The organism is Rhizobiaceae bacterium (genome assembly GCA_023953845.1).
Taxonomy (GTDB): Bacteria; Pseudomonadota; Alphaproteobacteria; order Rhizobiales; family Rhizobiaceae; genus Arvimicrobium.
This window is the reverse complement of sequence record JAMLJC010000001.1, coordinates 1,111,872-1,131,767: the sequence shown is the minus strand read 5'-3', so window position 1 is coordinate 1,131,767 and position 19,896 is coordinate 1,111,872. Positions and strand designations below refer to the sequence as shown.

At 63.3% G+C, this 19,896-nt stretch carries 15 protein-coding genes; 14 read left to right on the top strand and 1 reads right to left on the bottom strand.

All coding sequences use genetic code 11. The features are described 5' to 3' along the window. Nucleotides 1–2: 2 nt before the first annotated feature. Genes M9955_05660 through M9955_05645 form a run of 4 tightly spaced genes read left to right on the top strand, consistent with a single transcriptional unit; the run spans nt 3 to nt 3,667 of the window. Entirely contained in the window at nt 3–851 is an 849-nt protein-coding gene (locus M9955_05660; GenBank protein MCO5081130.1) for an ABC transporter substrate-binding protein, read from the top strand. Beyond that, complete coding sequence (locus tag M9955_05655) at nt 848–1,849, top strand: iron ABC transporter permease (GenBank protein MCO5081129.1); 1,002 nt, start codon at nt 848–850, stop codon at nt 1,847–1,849. The genes M9955_05660 and M9955_05655 overlap by 4 nt, the downstream gene beginning before the upstream one ends. Continuing rightward, a complete protein-coding gene (locus M9955_05650; GenBank protein ID MCO5081128.1) occupies nt 1,846–2,646 on the top strand; it encodes an ABC transporter ATP-binding protein in 801 nt (266 codons plus the stop codon). The genes M9955_05655 and M9955_05650 overlap by 4 nt, the downstream gene beginning before the upstream one ends. Further along, nucleotides 2,639–3,667: a hypothetical protein gene (locus tag M9955_05645; GenBank protein ID MCO5081127.1), complete on the top strand. Its 1,029-nt coding sequence runs from the start codon at nt 2,639–2,641 to the stop codon at nt 3,665–3,667. The genes M9955_05650 and M9955_05645 overlap by 8 nt, the downstream gene beginning before the upstream one ends. Here the strand turns inward: M9955_05645 and M9955_05640 are convergent. After that, on the bottom strand, nt 3,661–4,467 hold the full coding sequence (locus M9955_05640) for an endonuclease (protein ID MCO5081126.1): 807 nt from the start codon (nt 4,465–4,467) through the stop codon (nt 3,661–3,663). The two genes, M9955_05645 and M9955_05640, sit on opposite strands and share 7 nt — an antisense overlap. Before the next feature lie 264 nt (nt 4,468–4,731). On the opposite strand from M9955_05640, the gene M9955_05635 reads away from it, so the two are divergent. The 10 genes from M9955_05635 (at nt 4,732) to M9955_05590 (ending at nt 19,755) form a co-directional block, all read left to right on the top strand. Then, complete coding sequence (locus M9955_05635) at nt 4,732–5,211, top strand: hypothetical protein (protein ID MCO5081125.1); 480 nt, start codon at nt 4,732–4,734, stop codon at nt 5,209–5,211. Between the two features lie 402 nt (nt 5,212–5,613). Next, a complete protein-coding gene (locus tag M9955_05630; GenBank protein ID MCO5081124.1) occupies nt 5,614–6,903 on the top strand; it encodes a site-specific integrase in 1,290 nt (429 codons plus the stop codon). A gap of 117 nt (nt 6,904–7,020) precedes the next feature. After that, the gene (locus M9955_05625) at nt 7,021–7,305 is read left to right on the top strand and encodes a DUF1778 domain-containing protein (protein MCO5081123.1); all 285 of its coding nucleotides are present in this window, start codon (nt 7,021–7,023) and stop codon (nt 7,303–7,305) included. A gap of 32 nt (nt 7,306–7,337) precedes the next feature. Further along, complete coding sequence (locus M9955_05620; protein MCO5081122.1) at nt 7,338–7,829, top strand: GNAT family N-acetyltransferase; 492 nt, start codon at nt 7,338–7,340, stop codon at nt 7,827–7,829. Nucleotides 7,830–7,903: 74 nt separating this feature from the next. After that, the gene (locus tag M9955_05615; GenBank protein MCO5081121.1) at nt 7,904–8,716 is read left to right on the top strand and encodes a hypothetical protein; all 813 of its coding nucleotides are present in this window, start codon (nt 7,904–7,906) and stop codon (nt 8,714–8,716) included. 214 nt (nt 8,717–8,930) lie between these two features. Further along, nucleotides 8,931–10,136, top strand: a complete 1,206-nt coding sequence (locus tag M9955_05610) for a DUF932 domain-containing protein (protein MCO5081120.1) — start codon at nt 8,931–8,933, stop codon at nt 10,134–10,136. Nucleotides 10,137–10,691: 555 nt separating this feature from the next. Then, nucleotides 10,692–12,836 carry a ParB/RepB/Spo0J family partition protein gene (locus tag M9955_05605; GenBank protein MCO5081119.1) on the top strand — a complete coding sequence of 715 codons (2,145 nt, stop codon included), beginning with the start codon at nt 10,692–10,694 and terminating at the stop codon, nt 12,834–12,836. Between the two features lie 322 nt (nt 12,837–13,158). Continuing rightward, entirely contained in the window at nt 13,159–13,893 is a 735-nt protein-coding gene (locus M9955_05600; protein MCO5081118.1) for a hypothetical protein, read from the top strand. 409 nt (nt 13,894–14,302) lie between these two features. Next, entirely contained in the window at nt 14,303–18,715 is a 4,413-nt protein-coding gene (locus M9955_05595; protein MCO5081117.1) for a strawberry notch family protein, read from the top strand. Continuing rightward, nucleotides 18,715–19,755: a toprim domain-containing protein gene (locus M9955_05590; GenBank protein ID MCO5081116.1), complete on the top strand. Its 1,041-nt coding sequence runs from the start codon at nt 18,715–18,717 to the stop codon at nt 19,753–19,755. Before M9955_05595 ends, M9955_05590 begins: the two co-directional genes overlap by 1 nt. Nucleotides 19,756–19,896 lie beyond the last annotated feature (141 nt).

Here is a 19,896-nt window from a genome sequence, read left to right as displayed (position 1 = left end):
GCATGCCTGCCTTCGCTCTTCGCATCGCGTTCGTGTCCCTGCTGGCGCTGGCCGTCGGCGGAACGGCCTTGGCCGCGCCGAAACGCGTCGTGTCGATGAACGCCTGCACGGACCAGATGGCGATGCTGATCGCGGGCGAGGGGCAGCTCCATTCGGTTTCCTATCTCGCGAGCGATCCGGGAACGTCGGTGCTTGCCGCCGACGCAGGGCGCTACGCCGTCAATCACGGGCTGGCGGAGGAAGTGTTCCTCATGCAGCCCGATCTCGTCCTCGCCGGGTCTTACTCCACGCGCGCGACGGTCGAGCTGCTGCGCCGGCTCGGCGTGCGCGTCGAGGAGTTCGAGCCGGAAAACTCCTTCGAAGACGTGCGCGCCAACCTCGCCCGCATGGGGGAAATCCTCGACCGCCGGGAGCGGGCCGAGGCGCTGATCGCGGACCTCGACCGCCGGCTTGCATCCCTCGACGCGGGCAGGCGCCCGGATATCGCCGTCGCGACCTATTACGCGAACAGCTACACCTCCGGGAGCGGAACGCTCGTGGACGCCATCATCGCGGCATCCGGCCTGACCAACATGGCGGTCCAACTCGGACTGTCGGGCACGGCGCGGTTGCCGCTCGAACTGCTGGTGATGGCGCAGCCGGACCTGCTCGTCACCGACGGAGCGCGCTACGGCGCACCGGCGCTTGCCGAGCAAAATCTCGCCCATCCTGCCTATCGCGCCCTTGCCGCGCGCACCGCCTCCGTTGCCGTGCCGGCGCCTTACACGCTCTGCGGCGCGCCGTTTACCGCCGAGGCAGCGCGAATCCTGCAGCGCGGCGCAAGCGGGATCGACGGGGAGGCGAGGCGGTGAGCGACGACCGGCGCTACCATGTGCTGATGGCCCTGCTTGGCGCCGGGGCAGCCCTGCTCCTCGTGCTGTCGCTGACCGTCGGCCCGGCGGCGATCGCATTCGGCGACAGTCTTCGCGCTCTGTTTTCCGAAAAGGCCGATGCGGTCGCGCTCATCATGCAGGAGGTGCGCCTGCCGCGCGCCGTGCTCGGCCTGATGATCGGCGCGACGCTGGGCCTGTCCGGCGCGGCTTTGCAGGGTTACCTGCGCAATCCGCTGGCGGAGCCCGGCCTGATCGGCATCAGCCCCTCGGCGTCGCTCGGCGCGGTTCTCGCCATCTACACCGGACTGACCGCCGTCTTTCCGCTGGCGCTGCCGCTGGTCGCGCTGGCGGCAGCGTTCCTGGCGGTCGTGGTCGTGCAGGCGCTGGCGGGAATGCGCGGCGGCACGCTGACGATCATCCTTGCCGGCGTCGCTGTATCGAGTTTCGCCGGAGCGATGACCTCGCTGGCGCTGAACCTCTCGCCAAATCCGTTCGCCGCGATGGAGATCATGTTCTGGATGCTGGGCTCGCTCACTGACCGCTCGATGCTGCATGTCTGGCTGGCCGGCCCCTTCATGATCCTTGGCTGGGTCATGCTGTCGGCGCTCGCGCGTCCGCTCGATGCGCTGACGCTGGGCGGCGACACGGCGGCGAGCATGGGCGTGGACATGCGGCGCGTGCAGTTCCTCGCGGTCTTCGGCACTGCCGCGTCCGTCGGCGCGGCGACCGCCGTCGCGGGAGCGATCGGCTTCGTCGGCCTCGTCGTGCCGCATCTGCTGCGGCCGCTCGTCGGCGCGCGTCCGTCGCGCCTGCTTGCCGCGAGCGCGCTGGGCGGAGCCTGCGTCGTCCTTACCGCCGACATCCTCGTTCGCCTGATCGCGCCCGAGCGTGACCTCAAGCTCGGCGTTCTGACAGCGATCGTCGGCGCGCCGTTCTTCCTGTGGCTGGTCTATCGCACGCGGAGCAGGCTGGCATGACGCTGCTTTCCGTCAACGATCTGCGCGCTTCGCTCGGCGGCGCGGAGGTGCTCAAGGGCGTCTCGTTCGATGTGCGGCCGGGTGAGTTCATCGGGCTGATCGGCCCCAATGGCGCGGGCAAATCAACCCTGCTGCGCGCGATCCTGCAATTGTCGCCGCGCAGCGGGATCGTCATGCTCGGAGACGACGATGCCGCCCGGCTCTCCGCTGCCGAACGGGCGGCGCGCGTCGCCTATCTTGCGCAGGAGCGGGACGTCGCCTGGGCCGTGCCGGTCGACACGCTCGTTTCGCTCGGGCGGACGCGGCACCGCTCGCCCTTCTCGCCGCTCTCCCGCGAGGATCGGGCCGCAGTGGACGACGCGATGCGGCGCATGGATGTCGCGCAGTTTCGCCGACGCAAGGTCACTGAGCTTTCCGGCGGCGAGCTTGCGCGCGTGCTGATTGCCCGCGCGCTGGCGCAGGACACGCCGCTGCTGCTCGCCGACGAGCCTGTCGCGGGACTGGACCCGGCGCACCAGATCAGCCTGATGCGGACGTTCCGGTCACTTGCCGCCGAGGGCCGCAGCGTCGTCGCGTCGCTTCACGATCTCGGGCTCGCGGCGCGCTGGTGCACCCGGCTCGTGCTTCTCGACGCCGGCCGGATCGCCGAAGACGGACTGGCGCGCGCCGTGCTGACCTCGGAACATCTGCGCACTGTCTATGGGATCAGCGCTCATATCGCCGATGTGGAAGGACACCTCCTTGTTCACCCCCTCGATCTCTCGGTCCAGGTTGCGAAAGGAAGCTCCGATGCTTGACCTCGAACATTTGCTGCGCCTCCATCTGGCGGACTGGCAGAGCGGCTGGAGCATGGGCACGTTCGGCGCCATCGCGGAGTTCCATCAGGACGAGGGAGAAACGCCAGTCATCGACGACAGCTTTGCGCTGACGCGCGCAACGAGGCGCGGCGCGATCAGGATCGAGCGCCGAAAGCTGGCGGAGGTGCGGGCGGTCGCCTACGAGACGCTGAGCCCGAAACGCCATCGCTGGAGCCAGGGCGTTGCGCTCTGCCTGCCCGAGCGGCGGGCGCGCCGCGAAGCCCGCAGCGTGCTGACCGAACTCGGCCCCGACGACGGCGCCATCCGGGGGATCGACCGAACCGGCATTCTTTTCGATATGGGCCTTTCGCTGCCGCAGTGCGATTTCTGCATACGAACAAGCGATCCGAAGCTGCTCGGCGAATTGCGTTCGAATCTGGGACGATCCTTGTTCGATCACGACAACTGCGCCATGCCAGCGATCCTTGCGAGCCATCCACATCGGGTGGCATTGACCAATATCGGCCGCATCGAAGTCTATCAAAAGATCGGAGGCCCCGACACCGGCGGCGTTTCTCCGCCGGGACCGCACACCCATGTGCTGCCCAAACTCCTGCGCACCGGCCGTACTCACTCCGCAAATACTCCGATCCCCGAAGGCCTGATGCCGCTCGGAGCGTTGCACCCCGGCAACCCCGTCATCGGCCCGATGGGAGAGGAGAAGGATTTCGACCCGGAGCTCCATGCAAGTTTTCAGAAACTTCTCGAAGCTTACGGAGATCGAGAAGCCGTGGAGACGAAGCGGCGGGTTCTCGTCGCCATCGACAGCGGAAAGCCGCCTGCCGATCGGGAAGCGTCGCAAAGCAGGCAGGGACGCGCCGCACTTCGCGTAGCGCTGCGTCAGATGGAGCACCTGGCTCGAGCCCAGATGGATGCCTCAAGGCTTGCCTGCGTTGTCGAATGGCTGAAGGCCTACGAACGGGACGATGGCACGGCCGAAGACGATGCGCCCGGTCACTGAACAGAGCCGATTTCGGGATGACGCGGCGAGACCGCCATGCGGGCTCGATGGTGCTTATCCCGTTGGCCACCAGGACGAAAATGACTCCCGCGTTCGCGTTGCGCCGCCCGGCCGGTTTCCGAACAGATAGCGGCCTTGCAGCGCTGACGGATCGGACAATCAGGGCAACAGGCAAGATCGGCGCGGCAGATGGTCTGACCAAGGCATTTCATCAATATGTGAAGTTCTGCCAGTTCGTCGGCGCTCCACGCATCCAATGTCGCCATTATCGCATCATAGGCGGTTCGTGTATCAGCATTGCTTCGGACGAATCCGTATCGCCCCAGTATCCTCAGTATGTGCGTATCGACGACGAACGCCGGCATTTTCAACGTGCTGAAGTTGAGGGTAGACGCAGAGACCTTTCGGCCGACGCCGGGCAAGCGCTCCAGCCATGCGAGCGCTTTCGCAACACTCAGGCTGCCAAGAAACGTCAGGTCGAAACTCGGCTGATACGCTGCTATGACATGAAGCGCATCGCACAGATGACGCGCCTTGACGTCGGGAAAGGTCACGTCGCCGATCATGGCCTGGACATCGCCCGCCGATGCTCGTGCGAGGTCGGGCCATTCCCGATAGGCGTCCACGAGCCGTCGATAGGCGGCCAATGAAATTTCATCGCGCGTACGACCGCTGATCGACGAGTTCACGAGTTGACCAATAGGCGTTCGCACGGGAACAGGGCCGAAGTCGCCATAGCGAGGCCGAAGCTGATCCCGTACCCACGTCATTTCTTCGACGGCGCCGAAGTTGAATGCCATCTGCATTCTTCATTATGAGAACAAAAATAGAACAAAAGCAAGCCCTCTATATTATCGGATTCAGGCACGGGCTCTGCGGCGTGCGCATCGAAGAAGCTTCGCCGTCATCCACGAAGCTTTCCCCTACATTGCGGCGTCCTCCAGCGGCGATTTCGCGCTGCGTCGTTTCCGCAATTGGTCACCTTGCAGCTTGGGGACGCCGTTGTCCTTGCGTACCCACGATAGATAGATAAGCTGTTCGCGCCTTCGTATTGGGAGTGAGCCATGCGACGCGTCGTCGTGACGCTCTTTCTAGCTTTCTGCCTCATTGGCCTCGCTGAAGGCAGCGCGTCTGCAGACGGCGGCGTTCAGTGCGTCAGGACACAGTGCGAAGGCCCGGGCCAAGCCTGCATAGCAGCCCTTTACAAGACCTATGACGCGTGCATGGCGGCCGGAAACCAGAAATGCAGCGGCGTTGCGCCCGCCGACAAATTCACTTGCCTGAAGGACGAACTGTCACCATGTGCCACCGCGCGAAACACGCAGCAGGCGGCTTGTCTCAATGAAGTCCAGACTTGTTATACTTCGTGCGCTCCAATGGAAGGCGAGCGAGCCGACTTCTGGTGTGTTGGCGATTTAGCCGATAAAAGGAAGGCGATCTTTTGTGAGGGAGATCCAGCCAACCCTGCAAATATCGATGTATGCGAGAAGCAACTGAGCGAGGCAGGAGCGTTGGGAGGATTGACCTGCGACCAGCTCCAATGATGGCCACCGAGCGTTGCCTTTCATTTGAGCGACGCTGTGATTTCACGCTCTGTCGAATCCGCGAACGGTGACCGCGCCATAACCACTGCCCTTTGAGCCGCTTCCGCGCCTTGCGATTTCAGCCGCCTGAAACGACAAAAGCCGCGTCGCCCGCGGCTTCGAATGGTTGGGAAAACTGGAGCGGGCGAAGGGATTCGAACCCTCGACCCCAACCTTGGCAAGATTAAGCCAACCATACGCCACAGACACCAAAAATACGAAAATATACTATTAATCATTGACTTATAGACTTACTCATTCGCCACAATTCGCCATGCTAGGCCAAAAATTTCGCTTACACTGCTTACATATTGCTTACACGGGTGCTATTATCAAGCCGTGTAAGCAGAGCGAGGAAACGAAATGGCCAAGCTGACGAAAAAGGCCGTGGATGCGCTGGAGGCGCCGGCTACGGGGCAAGCATTCCTGTGGGATGGAGAATTGAAGGGCTTCGGCGTCCGCGTGACCAAGGCCAGCATCAAGACCTTCATCATCCAGTACCGGAACGCCGAGGGTAAAAGCCGCCGCATCAATATCGGCCGCTTCGGTGTCATGACCGTCGAGAACGCGCGCGACGAAGCCAAGATCAAGCTCGGCGCCGTCGCCGCCGGTGAAGACCCGGCAGAAACCGACGAGAACCCTCATCGGCAGGTCACGGTTGCCGATCTCTGCGATTGGTATCTCATCGAGGCCGAGGCTGGCCGCATCCTCGGCCGCCGCAATCGACCGATCAAGAAATCCACGCTGGCCATGGACAAGAGCCGTATCGAGACGCATATCAAGCCGCTCCTTGGCAAGCGTCTCGCCCATACGCTGAAAGTGGCCGATATCGAGGGGATGCAGTCGGATATCGTGGCCGGCAAGACGGCAAAGCCGCGAGGCGGAGGTCGAGGCGGCGTCACGACCGGCGGACCCGGCGTTGCCTCCCGCGCGGTCGGAACACTCCAGAGCATCCTTGGCCATGCCGCCCGTCTCGACAAGCTCGAAAGCCATCCAAGTCGCGGCGCACGAAAACTCGCCGGCAAGAAGAAGCAGCGCCGGTTGAGCGTGGCCGAGCTTAAGAAGCTTGGCACCGCGATGCGACACGCGGAACGCAGCGGCGAGAGCCCGGTGGCCCTCGCCATCATCCGCTTCCTGGCGCTTACAGGTTTCCGCATTTCCGAGGGTCAGGGCATGGAACGCCGTTGGCTCAACACCGAGGCTGGCTACGTGGCTTTCCCTGACACCAAGAGCGATGCGCAGATCCGTGCGGTCGGCCCTTCCGCTGCAGAGCTCGCCGCCAGTCAACCGGTTCGGGGCAATAATCCATATGTCTTCCCATCGGATATCACCGAGGGGCATTTCACGTCAGCCAAGGCGTGCCTCTTCAGGCTTTGCGCCAGCGTCGGGATCGAGGGTGTCACGCCGCATACGCTACGCCATACCTTCGGCAGCGTTGCCGGCGATCTCGGCTTCTCCGAACTGACGATCCGGGCTTTGCTTGGCCATGCCGCTCAAAGCGTGACCCAGGGCTACGTCCATATCGACGAGGCACTGAAACTCGCCGTCACACGCACTTGCGAGGAAATCGCTTCCCTGTTGGATGAAGAGGACAAAGCCGGAATTTTCAAGCAGGCAGAAAGACAGGCAGGCAGCGTGATCGCAGAGGGCTAAAAACTGCACTCCGCCCCCGGCGGCAATTAGCCTTGCATTGTTAGTCAAATGGACGTACATATTCGAAGGAATGAAAACTTGCTCAGGCCATCACTCATGCCACAGAGACAGACCAGATTGCACCGGGACGCGCCAGGGCGGGTTGAACGGCTCGGATTCCGCGTTGACGAAGCGACGAAGGATCTCATCGAGCGTGCCGCTTACCTGTCGCAGCGCAAGGTGAGCGACTTCTGCGTAACGGCGCTCGCTGAGACAGCTCGCCGGACGATCACCGAGCATGAAATGCTCGTGCTTTCCGACCGTGATCGCGAGGCTTTCTTCAATGCCCTGATCAATCCGCCCGCGCCGAGCGATCGTCTTCAGCGTGCGCTCGCCGACCACAAGCGCCGGGTCGCCCCGTAAGAATGGCATCTTCCCAACCGGATTTGCAGATCGTGCCGCTTTCTGCCGATCACGATCGCGATGCTTTCTCTTGCGGGGTCGATAGCCTCGACCGCTATTTGCGGACGCAGGCGAGCCAAGACGTGCGGCGCAAGGCAAACGGCATCTTCATCCTCATTGAGCCGGAGCAGCCCCGAACAGTGCTCGGCTATTACTCGCTTTGCGCAACGGGCCTGCCGCAGGGTGACGTTCCCGCCGCCGCCCGCAAGCATATCCCGCGCTATCCGCTGGTGAGCGCCACGCTGGTCGGCCGTCTGGCGGTGTCGCGCGCACGGCAAGGAGAGCGCCTGGGGGCGATCCTGCTCGCCGATGCCGTGCAACGCGCCTACGCATCCGCCTCGACCATCGGTTCGTCGATGCTGGTCGTTGACGCGTTCAATGAGCGCGCCGCCGCCTTCTATGAAGGCAATGGGTTCGTCCGCCTCCCGGATTCGATGCGGCTCGTTATGCCTATGTACACCATCGAAAAAATGCTGAAGAGATGAACGTTAAGCGGCTCTGAAGTCCTTGCCTTCACACAGATTTGCAGACGCAGACCGAAGAAAAAAAAGAATTCTTGATGAATACAAGAAATATTTTTCTCACATCAAAATATTCTGAATACCGGACAGCGCTCCGCAACACCGCGCCATGTACGCCACTTATGCAATATGATTGGTTCAAACCACCACAAAACGTTAATCTGAATGCGAGATTCGGCCTCCAGCAAATGGTTTACCGGACTATGGCTGGTGATGCTGCGCGAGAACTGGCCAACAGCATCAATCATCTGATCGATCTCACAACACGGTTAGAGGCATGGCAGCCGGTCTTGGAAGGGCTGGATCTTCGCCGGAAAAACGATCTGCTGCATGAATTCGTGCAAGACCTGGCCTCAACGGCTCTTCTCGCCCCCTACACGATCAAAGCCAGGTTTTACTTTGCGATCGCACATCTATCTCATCAGGCGAATTGTCTGCAACAAGGGGAACAATGGTCGGACGATTTTGCGACTCTTCCTGAAGACTGGGACATCCATGAAGGGATAGCCGCGAAACTGGCTAAATCCTGGCGATCCTGGAAGAGACTGATCAAGGCTCTCAATACTGTCGACGCGCGGGACTATAAAACGGCAACGGACGATTTCCGCAGCAAGCATACTCATCGCTTCACCCCACATGTGGAACTTGGGATAACGCAGATGATGAAGCGACTGCCATCTGGAAATAGTGGAAAGCCCTTCTACGGGGTAGGAGGCAGTGATCCAATCAAGCTGGAGACCATAGTGCGCGAATTGAAGACGCAATGCCTTAATTTGTCGAAGTGCTACGGTGAATTTCAGAAGCTCGTAGGTGAACAAAGCACCGCACTGTTTGGAGAAACCTGCATCTAAATTTCCGGAAGCTGAATTGGGCATGAAATTGCAGAAGTTGTCCCGTCTGGATTTGGTGGAAGTCTTCTTCTGGGCCAGTATCAGGGTTGCTGGCGCCCGTTTTTATGGGGAGATCCTGCAACATCCCCTGTAGAGTGAGAGTGCGGATCGAGTTTCCGTGACGGGTGGAGCGCCGAGAGAGAGGCTTTCGGCGCCCGTCATGGAAGGTTTTCCCATGAACATGCAGGTTCTCGATGCCCGCCGCGATCTCAGCGGCGGCTACAAGGTGGATGTCACGCGCGGCGAGCGCGTCGGCCGGGTGTCGTCGGAGTGGTTCTCGCGGCCCGACGATGAGCGGTTCCTGTCACTCGGCGACCTGGCCCGCTCGGTGCGCGATCGGTCCGAACGTAGCCGGACCCGCGTGGTGGAAACGGCGCTGATCCATGTCGAGGCGAGCCGCACCGATCCTGAGCGGCTGTCGCTGATCTTGCCCGGCGCCGAGGCGCCCGTGGCTCCGACGCACTGGAGCTTCGGCCAGTTGGCGAGCCAGGTCGGCGCTCCTGCCGCCTATCTGCGCCAGCTTCCTGCGGCGCTCGCCGGCATCAATCTGCAATACGGCCTGACGTCGAACCGCGCCGAGCAGATCAAGACGCTGGAAACCGGCGATGGCGTTTCAGGGAGCCGCGTCGAACTGCGCGCCGTCACCGGCCCGGATTATGGCCGCATCTACGATCACGAACTGGTCGAGGCGGTGCAGCGCATCGCCGGCGACGGCACGGGCGATACGCGCTGGAAAGTGCCGGGCGTGCTCGACTGGTCGACGGGAATCTACAACCCGCGTGTCGACATCTCGAAGGACACGACGACGCTCTATGCCAGCGACCGCGATGTGTTCGTGTTCCTCGTCGATGACCTGAACCCCATCGAGGCCGGCAAGCTGCCGGATGGCTCGCCCGACCTGTTCTTCCGGGGCTTCTACGCCTGGAACTCGGAGGTCGGTGCCAAGACGCTCGGCATGGCGAGCTTCTATCTGCGCGCAGTCTGCCAGAATCGAAACCTGTGGGGCGTCGAGGATTTCGAGGAGATCAGCATCCGGCACAGCAAATATGCCGCCTCGCGCTTTGCCCATGAGGCGGCGCCGGCGCTGCTCAACTTCGCGAACTCGTCGCCCATGCCCTTCATCAACGGCATCAAGGCGGCGCGCGAGCGGATCGTGGCGCGCACGGACGAGGATCGCAGCGATTTTCTACGCCGGCGCGGCTTCTCGAAGGCCGAGACCGGCAAGATCATCGACGCGGTGCTGGCCGAGGAAGGCCGTCCGCCCGAGAGCATCTTCGATTTCGTGCAAGGCATCACGGCCGTCGCGCGCGACAAGCCGCATCAGGACGCCCGCCTCGACATGGAGGCGAAGGCAAAGAAGCTGCTCGATCGAGCGGCTTGATGCAGCAAAGGGGAGAAGCGGGCAAAGCAAAGAAGTTTGGTGTGAGCGAGGGAATCGAACCCTCTGGCGTCGTCTAGGTCAATATCCAAGCCATAACTACATAGCACCGTCACTTGCGCGGATCAGCTTCACCACCAAGGACTCACACGAACGCCCGCTTCACTTTGCACCTTTGCATCTACGTGTACCTGCATACTTACCTCCATTTTCACGGTGAATTTGGTATCCACTGTGAGACTTGGAAGTGACGCCATCCACGCGGTGACGCTTACCAGAAGTGCGAAGCCCAGTTTCTTGACCAAGCTGCAAATCCACACAAAAGAAAGCATCGAAAGGAAGTCTGGTCAAGCAAGGCCCGCTTTTCGCGCCCAATCTAATCTTCTGTCTGTTTGCTCTTTGGGCACCAGGTCCGCATCTCCGGCTTTGCGCTTCCGTGCTTTTCCGTTTGTCTGATTCCGTGGCGCTGCCCTCCAAGAGTGAGAGGGTGGCGCTTCGCTTCGTGACGGATTTTGGTTCGAGAGAGAGGCTCTCGGCGTCCGTCGCGGAGTAAAGACCATGGCGTCTGCCATTCAGAAGATCACCCTGTCGTCGTCGCGCGACATCCCCTTTAACAAGCTGATGCTCGCCCAAGCCAATGTCCGGCGCGTGAAGGCCGGCGTGTCGATCGAGGAGCTGGCCGAGTCCATCGCCCGACGTGGCCTGATCCAGTCCTTGCATGTCAGGCCGGTCCTCGGCGCCGAAGATCAGGAGACCGGCATGTTCGAGGTGCCCGCGGGCGGCCGCCGTTATCGGGCGCTCGAACTGCTGGCCAAGCAGAAGCGTCTCGCCAAGACCGCGCCCGTGCCCTGCGTCGTCAGCGATGCGGCAAGCGGCATTCTGATCGACGAAATCTCGCTGGTCGAGAACATCGACCGCGCCCCGCTCCATCCGCTCGACCAGTTCCGGGCGTTTCAGGCCATGCGCGACAAGGGCATGACCGAGGAGGCGATCGCCGCAGCGTTCTTCGTCGGCGTCAACGTGGTGAAGCAGCGCCTGCGCCTCGCGTCAGTGTCGTCGAAGCTGCTCGACATCTATGCCGAGGACGGCATGACGCTGGAAATGCTGATGGCCTTCACCGTCTCGGCTGACCATGCCCGCCAGGAACAGGTCTGGGAGACGATCAGCGCCGGCTGGCAGAAGGAGCCGTGGCAGGTCCGGCGGATGCTGACCGAGACCACCGTGCGCGCCTCCGACAAGCGCGCCGTGTTCGTCGGCATCGACGCCTACGAGGCGGCCGGTGGCATCGTGCTGCGTGACCTCTTCCAGTCGGACGACGGAGGCTGGCTTCAGGATGCCGCCCTGCTCGATCGCCTGGTCGCCGAGAAGCTGAAGGCGGCGGCCGACGAGATCGCCGCCGAAGGCTGGAAATGGGTCGAAGCCGCCCTCAGCATTCCCTACGGCGTCATCCACGGAATGCGGGAGATTTCCGGCGCGCCGCTCGACATGAGCGAGGCGGAACAGGCGACGCGCGACGCCTTGCAGGCCGAATTTGATCGCCTGTCCGAGGAATATGACAGCGCCGACGAACTGCCGGACGAGATCGATCAGCGCCTTGGCGAGATCGAGGCGGCACTGAAGGAACTCGACAACAGGCCGGTGCGCTACGATCCGACCGAGATCACCATCGCCGGCGTCTTCGTGACCCTCGACGCCAACGGCAAGCTCGTCGTCGATCGCGGCTATGTCCGCCCGGAGGACGAACGGCCTGTCGAGCCGGAAGGTGACGATAGCCCGGAGGTCAGCAATCCCGAAACCAGCGAACCGGCGACGCTCGCCATCCAGCGCGCCGTCATCACCATCGGCGGCCAGCCCGCGTCGGCGGCGGAGGATGACGAGGAGGACGGCATCAAGCCGCTGCCCGAACGCCTCATCACCGAGCTGACGGCGCATCGCACGCTTGCCTTGCGCGATGCCGTGGCGAGCCATCCGCATGTCGCCATGACGGCACTGCTGCACAAGCTGGTGTCGGACACGTTCCTGCATCGCCCGGCGACGGGCGCGCTGGAGGCCAATGTCCGGCCAATCCACTTCACGGCGCAGGCCGAGGAGTTGAAGGATAGCGCCTCCGCGCAAGCCGTCACCGATCGGCATGAGCGCTGGGGCGATCATGTTCCGGCCGATGACGAGGCGCTGTGGGGCTGGCTCGTGGCGCTCGACGACGACAACCGCATGGAGCTGCTTGCCCATTGCGTCAGCTATGGCGTCAACGCGCTCTATGAGCGGCCGAACCCCTATAGCGGCTCTGGCGTCAGCGAGCATGGGCTGAAGGTCCGGCTGGCGCAGGCCGATCGGCTGGCGCGGGCGACGGGTCTCGACATGGCGCAAGTCGGATGGCGGCCGACGGTCGGCAATTATCTCGGCCGCGTCACCAAAGCGCGCATTCTCGAAGCCGTTCGCGAAGGCGCCGGCGAGCGCGCCGCGCAGCTCATCGACCACATGAAGAAGGGCGACATGGCCAAGGAGGCTGAACGCTTGCTCGCTGATACCGGCTGGCTGCCCGAGCCGCTGCGCCTCAAGGGCGCCGATGGCGACGGGGCTGTCGGGCCCGTTGGTCAGACCGATGGCGATGAAGCGCTTCCTGCTTTCCTCGCCGAAGATGACGACGAGGAAGAGCCCGCCAACGTCGAGGAAGACGAGGACGCCATGATCGCCGTCGAGTGATCGATCCCGGTGGGGAGCGGCGCAATCCGCTCTCCGCCGCCATCCCCAGACCCACACTTGCCCGGCTTCGCACCGGGCTTTTTCGTTTCAGGAGCCTGACGCGGCTGAAATTTTGACGCACACGAAGTCATGCTTTGCTGTATAAAGCAACGTTATGGGCGAACGAAAGCGAAAGGAAGAGGCGGTTTTAAACGGACCATGTCCGTGTGGTTCAACTAAACCCGCGCGGCTTTGTTGCTTCAACAATAACAGATGGCACAAGTCGCCTGCTGTTCTTGGACTACGTGCATTGCCTTCGACCGGGCGCGTCGAACGATGCTACATGAAGGAGCTGGGTTCGTGCGTTGCGCCGATTTCCGGCGAACATATAATCTCGAACTCCGTCTGCCATGTATTGATGGACGGCGGCGATTTTTCGATCTCTGGCGTTCCATGGCTCGAAGCGGGTGAAGTGAAAATCCTCCCGCCGATAGAAGCGAAATGCCTTTGTACCAAGCACAACAGCTCACTTAGCCCGCTCGATTCGGCGGCGCATTACTTTTTCGCGTCGCTCATGTCGTATCTCAAACACGATAACGGTTCACGGCATGCAATTATCTCCGGGCATGACCTCGAACGCTGGCTGTTGAAGACGGCAAAAGCAGCGGCTGTGTCGCGGAATCTGGCACGCGGCGGCGAACGACTTTCGGGGGCATTCTCTCGTGATGCTTTGCTTCTTGACCTGCTCGATGACCCTCGGCACTGGTCGGGTGGTGCGGGTTTGTACTGCACTATGAACACGGGAGACATGACTGAGAACACGCTGCGCTTTCAGTTCCAGCCCCTGACAAACGAGCATGACGAAATCGAAGCTCTTGCAATTAATATCATGGGGCTTCGCTTCGTTTTGTTGTTCGAAGAAGCCGACTTAAATAAGTATCCATGGCTGCGTGACGCAAAATATCGACCAGGCCGGTTTCTGATCTCTTATCCTACTTCTACTAACTGGCTGACGCTGAGTTGGGAGGACGACAGATCGCATGAGGACTTGACGCTTCAATGGCTACGGTGGAAATAGTGCGCGACCAAGCGCTACAAGAGACAATTTGATTTCTGCACTTCGGGGAGGCCCGCAACGGGTCGAATATACGCGCTATTGCCGACGCCTGGCGGCAGCGAGCGTTAGGCTTTTTGCTACTCGAACATTGCGCCTATGCCGATTGGGAGCACGGCGCCCATGCGAGGTTCTTCGGCCACATAGCGATCTGCGGCGATGATCTGATACGCAAAGCCCGCGCGCTCGTCGCCGGCGAGATCTTGGACGAACACTGGAACTGATCCTCTGAAAAGCGCCCACCTCGCGGTCGGGCGCTTTTCTCATGTCCGGTCTTTGAGAGTGAGAGGGCCGCCGGGACGGGGTGAGTCCGGGCGGTCGAGAGAGAGCGGCGCGCGGGCTTGTCCAGTTCCGCTCTCCGAGGCTTCATCCCATGAACATCCTGTCTACCGTGGCCGCCGCGCCGGCCACGTCGCGTCTGCTCGCCCCGTCGTCGGGGATTCTCGCCGCTGCCGAACGGCTGCTTCCTCATCTCGAACGCGGCGCACAGATCGATGTCGCGATCCTGCGCCGCGCGATGGAAACCGCGTTCGGCGCGTCCGACGCATCGGGCGCCTGGGATTGGAAAGCGGCCTACGAGGCGTGCGAGGTCGCGACCGTCCTGTTCCTGCGCAAATACGGAAAAGCGCTGTTCCGCAAAACCGCTTCTCCGGCTGCACGCCTTTCCGTGCTGGGGAAGGTGCTGGCCCTCCTGCCGACGCACACCCGCCGCTCCGAGGAAAGCCAGGCGCTCCAGCAATTTTCGACGCCGCTGCCGCTGGGCCTCGCCGCACTGACGGCGGCGGCGATCACGCCTGCCGACCGCGTTCTGGAACCCTCGGCCGGCACGGGCCTGCTCGCCATCCTGGCGGCGACAACCGGCGGTTCGCTGATCCTCAACGAACTGGCCGACACGCGCGCCGACCTGCTTTCTTTCCTCTTTCCGGCCATTCCCGTCACCCGCTTCGACGCGGCGCAGATCGACGATCATCTCGATCTGGCCACGGTTCCCAGCGTCGTGCTGATGAACCCGCCGTTCTCGGCGATGGCGCATGTCGCGGGTCGCGTGCAGGACGCCGGCTTCCGCCATATCGCCTCAGCGCTGAACCGGCTCGCGCCTGGCGGCCGACTTGTCGCCATCACCGGCGCCAATGTTGGTCCCGATATGCCCGACTGGCGTGACGCCTTCGTCCGCTTGCAGGAGCGCGGACGCATCGTGTTCAGCGCCGCCATCGCCGGCGCGGTCTATGCCAAGCATGGGACGACCTTTCCGACGCGCCTGACGGTTATCGACAAGCTGCCCGCCGATGATCCGACGACGTTCCCGGCCTCACCAGGCATGGCGCCCGATGCCGCGACGCTGCTCGACTGGATCGGGACGCATGTGTCCGCGCGCCTGCCTGTCACGCTGCCCGCCAATGCGGCGCCTATTTCCGCCGCTCCGCCGAAAACGGTGCGGGGCACTCTCGCCCGCACGACGATGGCTCGCCCGACTGCCTCCGGCGTCGTTGATCCCGAGGGTATTCCGCTCGCCTACGACATCGTGGACTGGACGCCGCCCGAGGGCGCGCACCTGACTGAGGCGATCTATGAGGAATACGGATTGCAGTCGATCCGTATTCCCGGTTCTCAGGGCCACCCCACCAAGCTGGTGCAATCGGCGGCGATGGCGAGCGTCGCGCCGCCCAAGCCGAGCTATCGGCCAATGCTGCCGACAAACATCCGGGCTCTGCTCTCCGACGCCCAGCTCGAAACCGTCATCTATGCCGGCGAAGCGCATGGCGACCATCTCGCCGGATCGTGGACGGTCGATGAGACCTGGGACAGCGTGAGCGCCGCGCCCGCCGACGCCTCGAACACCGTCCGATTCCGCCGTGGCTTCATGCTCGGCGATGGCACCGGCGCCGGCAAGGGCCGCCAGTCCGCCGGCATCATCCTCGACAACTGGATGCAGGGTCGCCGCAAGGCCGTGTGGATCAGCAAGTCCGACAAGCTGATCGAGGATGCGCAACGCGACTGGTCGGCGCTCGGCATGGAGCGTTTGCTGGTGACGCCGCTGTCACGTTTCCCGCAGGGCAAGCCGATCGTGCTCACCGAAGGCGTCCTATTTGCAACCTACGCCACGCTGCGCTCCGACGAGCGTGGCGAGAAGGTTTCGCGCGTTCGGCAAATCGTCGATTGGTTGGGCTCCGATTTCGACGGGGTGCTCATTTTCGACGAAAGCCATGCCATGCAGAACGCCGGCGGCGGAAAAAGCGAACGCGGCGACGTCGCCCCCTCGCAACAGGGGCGCGCAGGCCTTCGCCTGCAACATGCGCTGCCCGACGCCCGCGTCGTCTATGTCTCGGCGACCGGCGCCACCACGGTTCACAATCTCGCCTATGCGCAACGGCTCGGCCTGTGGGGCGGCTCAGGCCCCTCGCCGGAGGCTCGGGGCGTTCCTTCCTCAAATCGCTCCACTGGAGCGATTTGTGCCTTGCAGGCATCGGTCGTCACTCCCTTCGCCACCCGTGCCGAGTTCGTCGAAGCCATCGAGGATGGCGGCGTCGCGGCGATGGAGGTGCTGGCGCGCGATCTGCGTTCGCTCGGCCTCTACACCTCGCGTTCGCTCTCCTATGACGGCGTGGAATACGAGCTGGTCGAGCACGCGCTGACCGATGAACAGCGCCGCATCTACGACGCCTATGCCGGGGCGTTCTCGATCATTCACAATCATCTCGACGCGGCGATGGAAGCCGCCAATATCACCGGCAGCGACGGCACGCTGAACCGGCAGGCCAAATCCGCTGCCCGCTCGGCCTTCGAGTCGACCAAGCAGCGCTTCTTCGGCCATCTCCTCACCAGCATGAAGACGCCGACGCTGATCCGCTCCATTGAGCGCGACATGGAGGAAGGCCATGCCGCCGTCATTCAGATCGTCTCGACCGGCGAAGCGCTGATGGAGCGCCGTTTGGCGGACATCCCCACCGAGGAATGGAACGACGTCCGCGTCGACATCACTCCTCGGGAATATGTGCTCGACTATCTGGCGCACAGCTTCCCCACCCAACTCTATGAACCCTTCACCGACGCCGAGGGCAATCTGTCGTCGCGGCCGGTCTTCCGCGATGGCCAGCCCGTCGAAAGCCGCGAAGCCGTCGCCCGCCGCGACGAGCTGATCGAGCGCCTTGCATCGCTGCCACCCGTGCCCGGCGCGCTCGACCAGATCGTACAGCGGTTCGGAACCGACATGGTGGCCGAAGTGACGGGGCGCTCACGCCGTATCGTGCGCAAGTCCGGCGCGGGCGGCGTCGGCGACCGCCTTGCCGTGGAGAACCGCGCGCCCTCCGCCAATCTCGCCGAAACCGCCGCCTTCATGGATGATGCAAAGCGCATCCTCGTCTTCTCTGACGCCGGCGGCACGGGCCGTAGCTATCACGCGGACCTGTCGGCGAAGAACCAGCGTCTGCGCATCCACTACCTGCTCGAACCGGGCTGGAAGGCCGACGCCGCCATTCAGGGCCTGGGGCGCACCAACCGCACCAACCAGGCGCAGCCGCCGCTGTTCCGACCGATCGCTACCGACGTGAAGGCGGAGAAGCGTTTTCTCTCGACCATCGCCCGGCGGCTGGACACGCTGGGCGCCATCACGCGCGGACAGCGGCAGACCGGCGGCCAGGGCCTGTTCCGGCCCGAGGACAATCTGGAATCGCCATACGCCCGCGATGCGCTACGCCAGCTCTATCTGCTGATCGTGCGCGGCAAGATCGACGGTTGCTCGCTTCAACGCTTCGAGAGCGCGACCGGCCTGAAGTTGATGGACACCAATGGCGTCAAGGACGAGTTGCCGCCGATCACCACCTTCCTCAATCGCCTGTTGGCGCTGACCATCGAGCTTCAGGGCATCCTCTTCACCGCCTTCGAGCAATTGCTCGACGCCAAGGTGCAGGGCGCGATCGCCAGCGGCGTCTATGACGTCGGGCTGGAGACGTTGACGGCCGAAAGCTTCACCGTCACCGACCGCAAGACGATCTACACGCATCCCACGACCGGCGCCGAAACCCGGCTGCTCACCATCGCCGAGAAGCGCCGCAACCGGCCGATGACGCTCGACGATGCGCTGGCCTATGTCGATGCCGATCACGGCAAGCTACTGGTCAACGCCAAATCGGGCCGCGCCGCGGTGCAGGTTCCGGCGCCCTCGCTGATGCTCGACGACGGCGAGATCGAACGTCGCGTCCGGCTGATCCGGCCGATGGAGCACCATCACGCCTCGTTCAAGATGATGGCTGACAGCCACTGGGAAGAAGTCGACCGAGATACTTTCGCGCTGGCATGGACGCGCGAACTCGATGACGTGCCGGCCTTCACCGAGAGCACGCTGCACATCGTCGCCGGCCTGCTTCTGCCGGTCTGGAAGCGCCTGCCGAACGAGTCGACGCGGGTCTATCGGCTCCAGACCGATGACGGCGAACGCATCATCGGACGGCGGGTGTCGCCCGCGTGGGCGGCGAATGCAGCGGAATCCGGCGTCTCCAGTCTGTCCGCCGATGACGCCTATGCCGCGCTAATCGACGGGCGGACCATCCTCGACCTCGCCGAAGGTCTTCAGCTTCGCCGCGTCCGCGTCATGGGCGCCAATCGCATCGAACTTTCGGGGTTCACCGAGGCGATGCGCGAGCGCCTGCGCGCCTATGGCCTCTTCACCGAGATCATCTCGTGGAAGCTGCGCTTCTTCGTCCCCGTCGACGCCGCCGGTCCCACGGTGCTGGCGAAACTGCTCGATACCTACCCGGTGGCGCGCATCTCGGATCGGGAGGTGGCGTGATGGCGCGTCTCGACGCTTCCGATCTGGCGCAGCGTCTCGGCCGGCAGGCCGAGGCGGTGTGCCGTCATTATCTCGACGCCGGCCGCCGCCAAGGCAACTACTGGCAGGTCGGCGACGTGCGCAATACGCCGGGACGCTCGATGTTCGTGCGGTTGAAGGATTCGCCCAAAGGCCCGGCCGGCAAATTCACCGACGCCGCGACGGGAGAGCATGGCGACCTGCTCGACGTGATCCGCGAATCTCTCGGTCTCGTCGACTTCGCCGATGTCGCCGAGGAGGCCCGGCGGTTCCTCAGTCTGCCGCATCCTGAACCGGAGCCGCCGCCGAGGATGCACACAAGGGCGCCAGTGCAAACCGGCTCGTCCGAGGCGGCGCGGCGGCTTTTTGCCATGTCGCAGCCGATCGGCGGCACGATCGCGGAAACGTATTTGCGCAAACGCGGCGTCACGGCTTTGCACGGAACCGGAAACCTCCGCTTCCATCCGCGCTGCTATTATCGGCCCGACGACGACAGCCCAACCGAGACGTGGCCGGCGCTGATCGCCGCCGTCACCGATCTGTCCGGTCAGATCACCGGCGCACACCGCACCTGGCTCGCGCCAGACGGTTCCGACAAGGCGCCGATCGACACGCCGCGCAAGGCGATGGGCGACCTGCTCGGGCACGCGGTTCGCTTCGGTATCCCCGGCGACGTGATGGCGGCGGGCGAAGGCATCGAAAGCGTCCTGTCAGTGCGTGAGATCATTCCCGGCATGGCGGCAGCGGCCGCATTATCCGCATCACACCTCGCGGCCATCCTGTTCCCCGACACGCTACGGTGGCTCTACATCATTCGCGACAATGATCCCGCAGGCGACGGCGCGATGGCGACATTGATCGAACGGGCGAACGCGGCAGGGATCGAGGCGATCACGCTCTCGCCGATATCAGGGGACTTCAACGAGGATCTCCGGCAGCTCGGCGTCGACGCGCTTCGGGCCAATCTCCGGGTGCAACTCGCCCCCCAGGACGTCGCCCGCTTCATGGCTCGGGCAGCGTAGCCGGCGCCGGGAAGGTGGTGAGAACCGCCGTCATCATACCCGCAGGTATGCGTTCATCCGTCGAAAAGAACCGCGCCACGGCCTTCGAGAGGGCGATCGGCCCACAAACGGCCCGTCCCGGCAATGGCTGCGCCCGGCTAT

Excerpts from the sequence above, each read along its gene's own strand:
- M9955_05590 (MCO5081116.1), top strand. The coding sequence starts at position 18,715 with ATGGCGCGTCTCGACGCTTCCGATCTGGCGCAGCGTCTCGGCCGGCAG.
- M9955_05595 (MCO5081117.1), top strand. The coding sequence starts at position 14,303 with ATGAACATCCTGTCTACCGTGGCCGCCGCGCCGGCCACGTCGCGTCTG.
- M9955_05615 (MCO5081121.1), top strand. The coding sequence starts at position 7,904 with ATGAATACAAGAAATATTTTTCTCACATCAAAATATTCTGAATACCGG.
- M9955_05650 (MCO5081128.1), top strand. The coding sequence starts at position 1,846 with ATGACGCTGCTTTCCGTCAACGATCTGCGCGCTTCGCTCGGCGGCGCG.
- M9955_05645 (MCO5081127.1), top strand. The coding sequence starts at position 2,639 with ATGCTTGACCTCGAACATTTGCTGCGCCTCCATCTGGCGGACTGGCAG.
- M9955_05635 (MCO5081125.1), top strand. The coding sequence starts at position 4,732 with ATGCGACGCGTCGTCGTGACGCTCTTTCTAGCTTTCTGCCTCATTGGC.
- M9955_05660 (MCO5081130.1), top strand. The coding sequence starts at position 3 with ATGCCTGCCTTCGCTCTTCGCATCGCGTTCGTGTCCCTGCTGGCGCTG.
- M9955_05630 (MCO5081124.1), top strand. The coding sequence starts at position 5,614 with ATGGCCAAGCTGACGAAAAAGGCCGTGGATGCGCTGGAGGCGCCGGCT.
- M9955_05600 (MCO5081118.1), top strand. The coding sequence starts at position 13,159 with ATGAAGGAGCTGGGTTCGTGCGTTGCGCCGATTTCCGGCGAACATATA.
- M9955_05640 (MCO5081126.1), bottom strand. The coding sequence starts at position 4,467 with ATGGCATTCAACTTCGGCGCCGTCGAAGAAATGACGTGGGTACGGGAT.
- M9955_05610 (MCO5081120.1), top strand. The coding sequence starts at position 8,931 with ATGAACATGCAGGTTCTCGATGCCCGCCGCGATCTCAGCGGCGGCTAC.
- M9955_05605 (MCO5081119.1), top strand. The coding sequence starts at position 10,692 with ATGGCGTCTGCCATTCAGAAGATCACCCTGTCGTCGTCGCGCGACATC.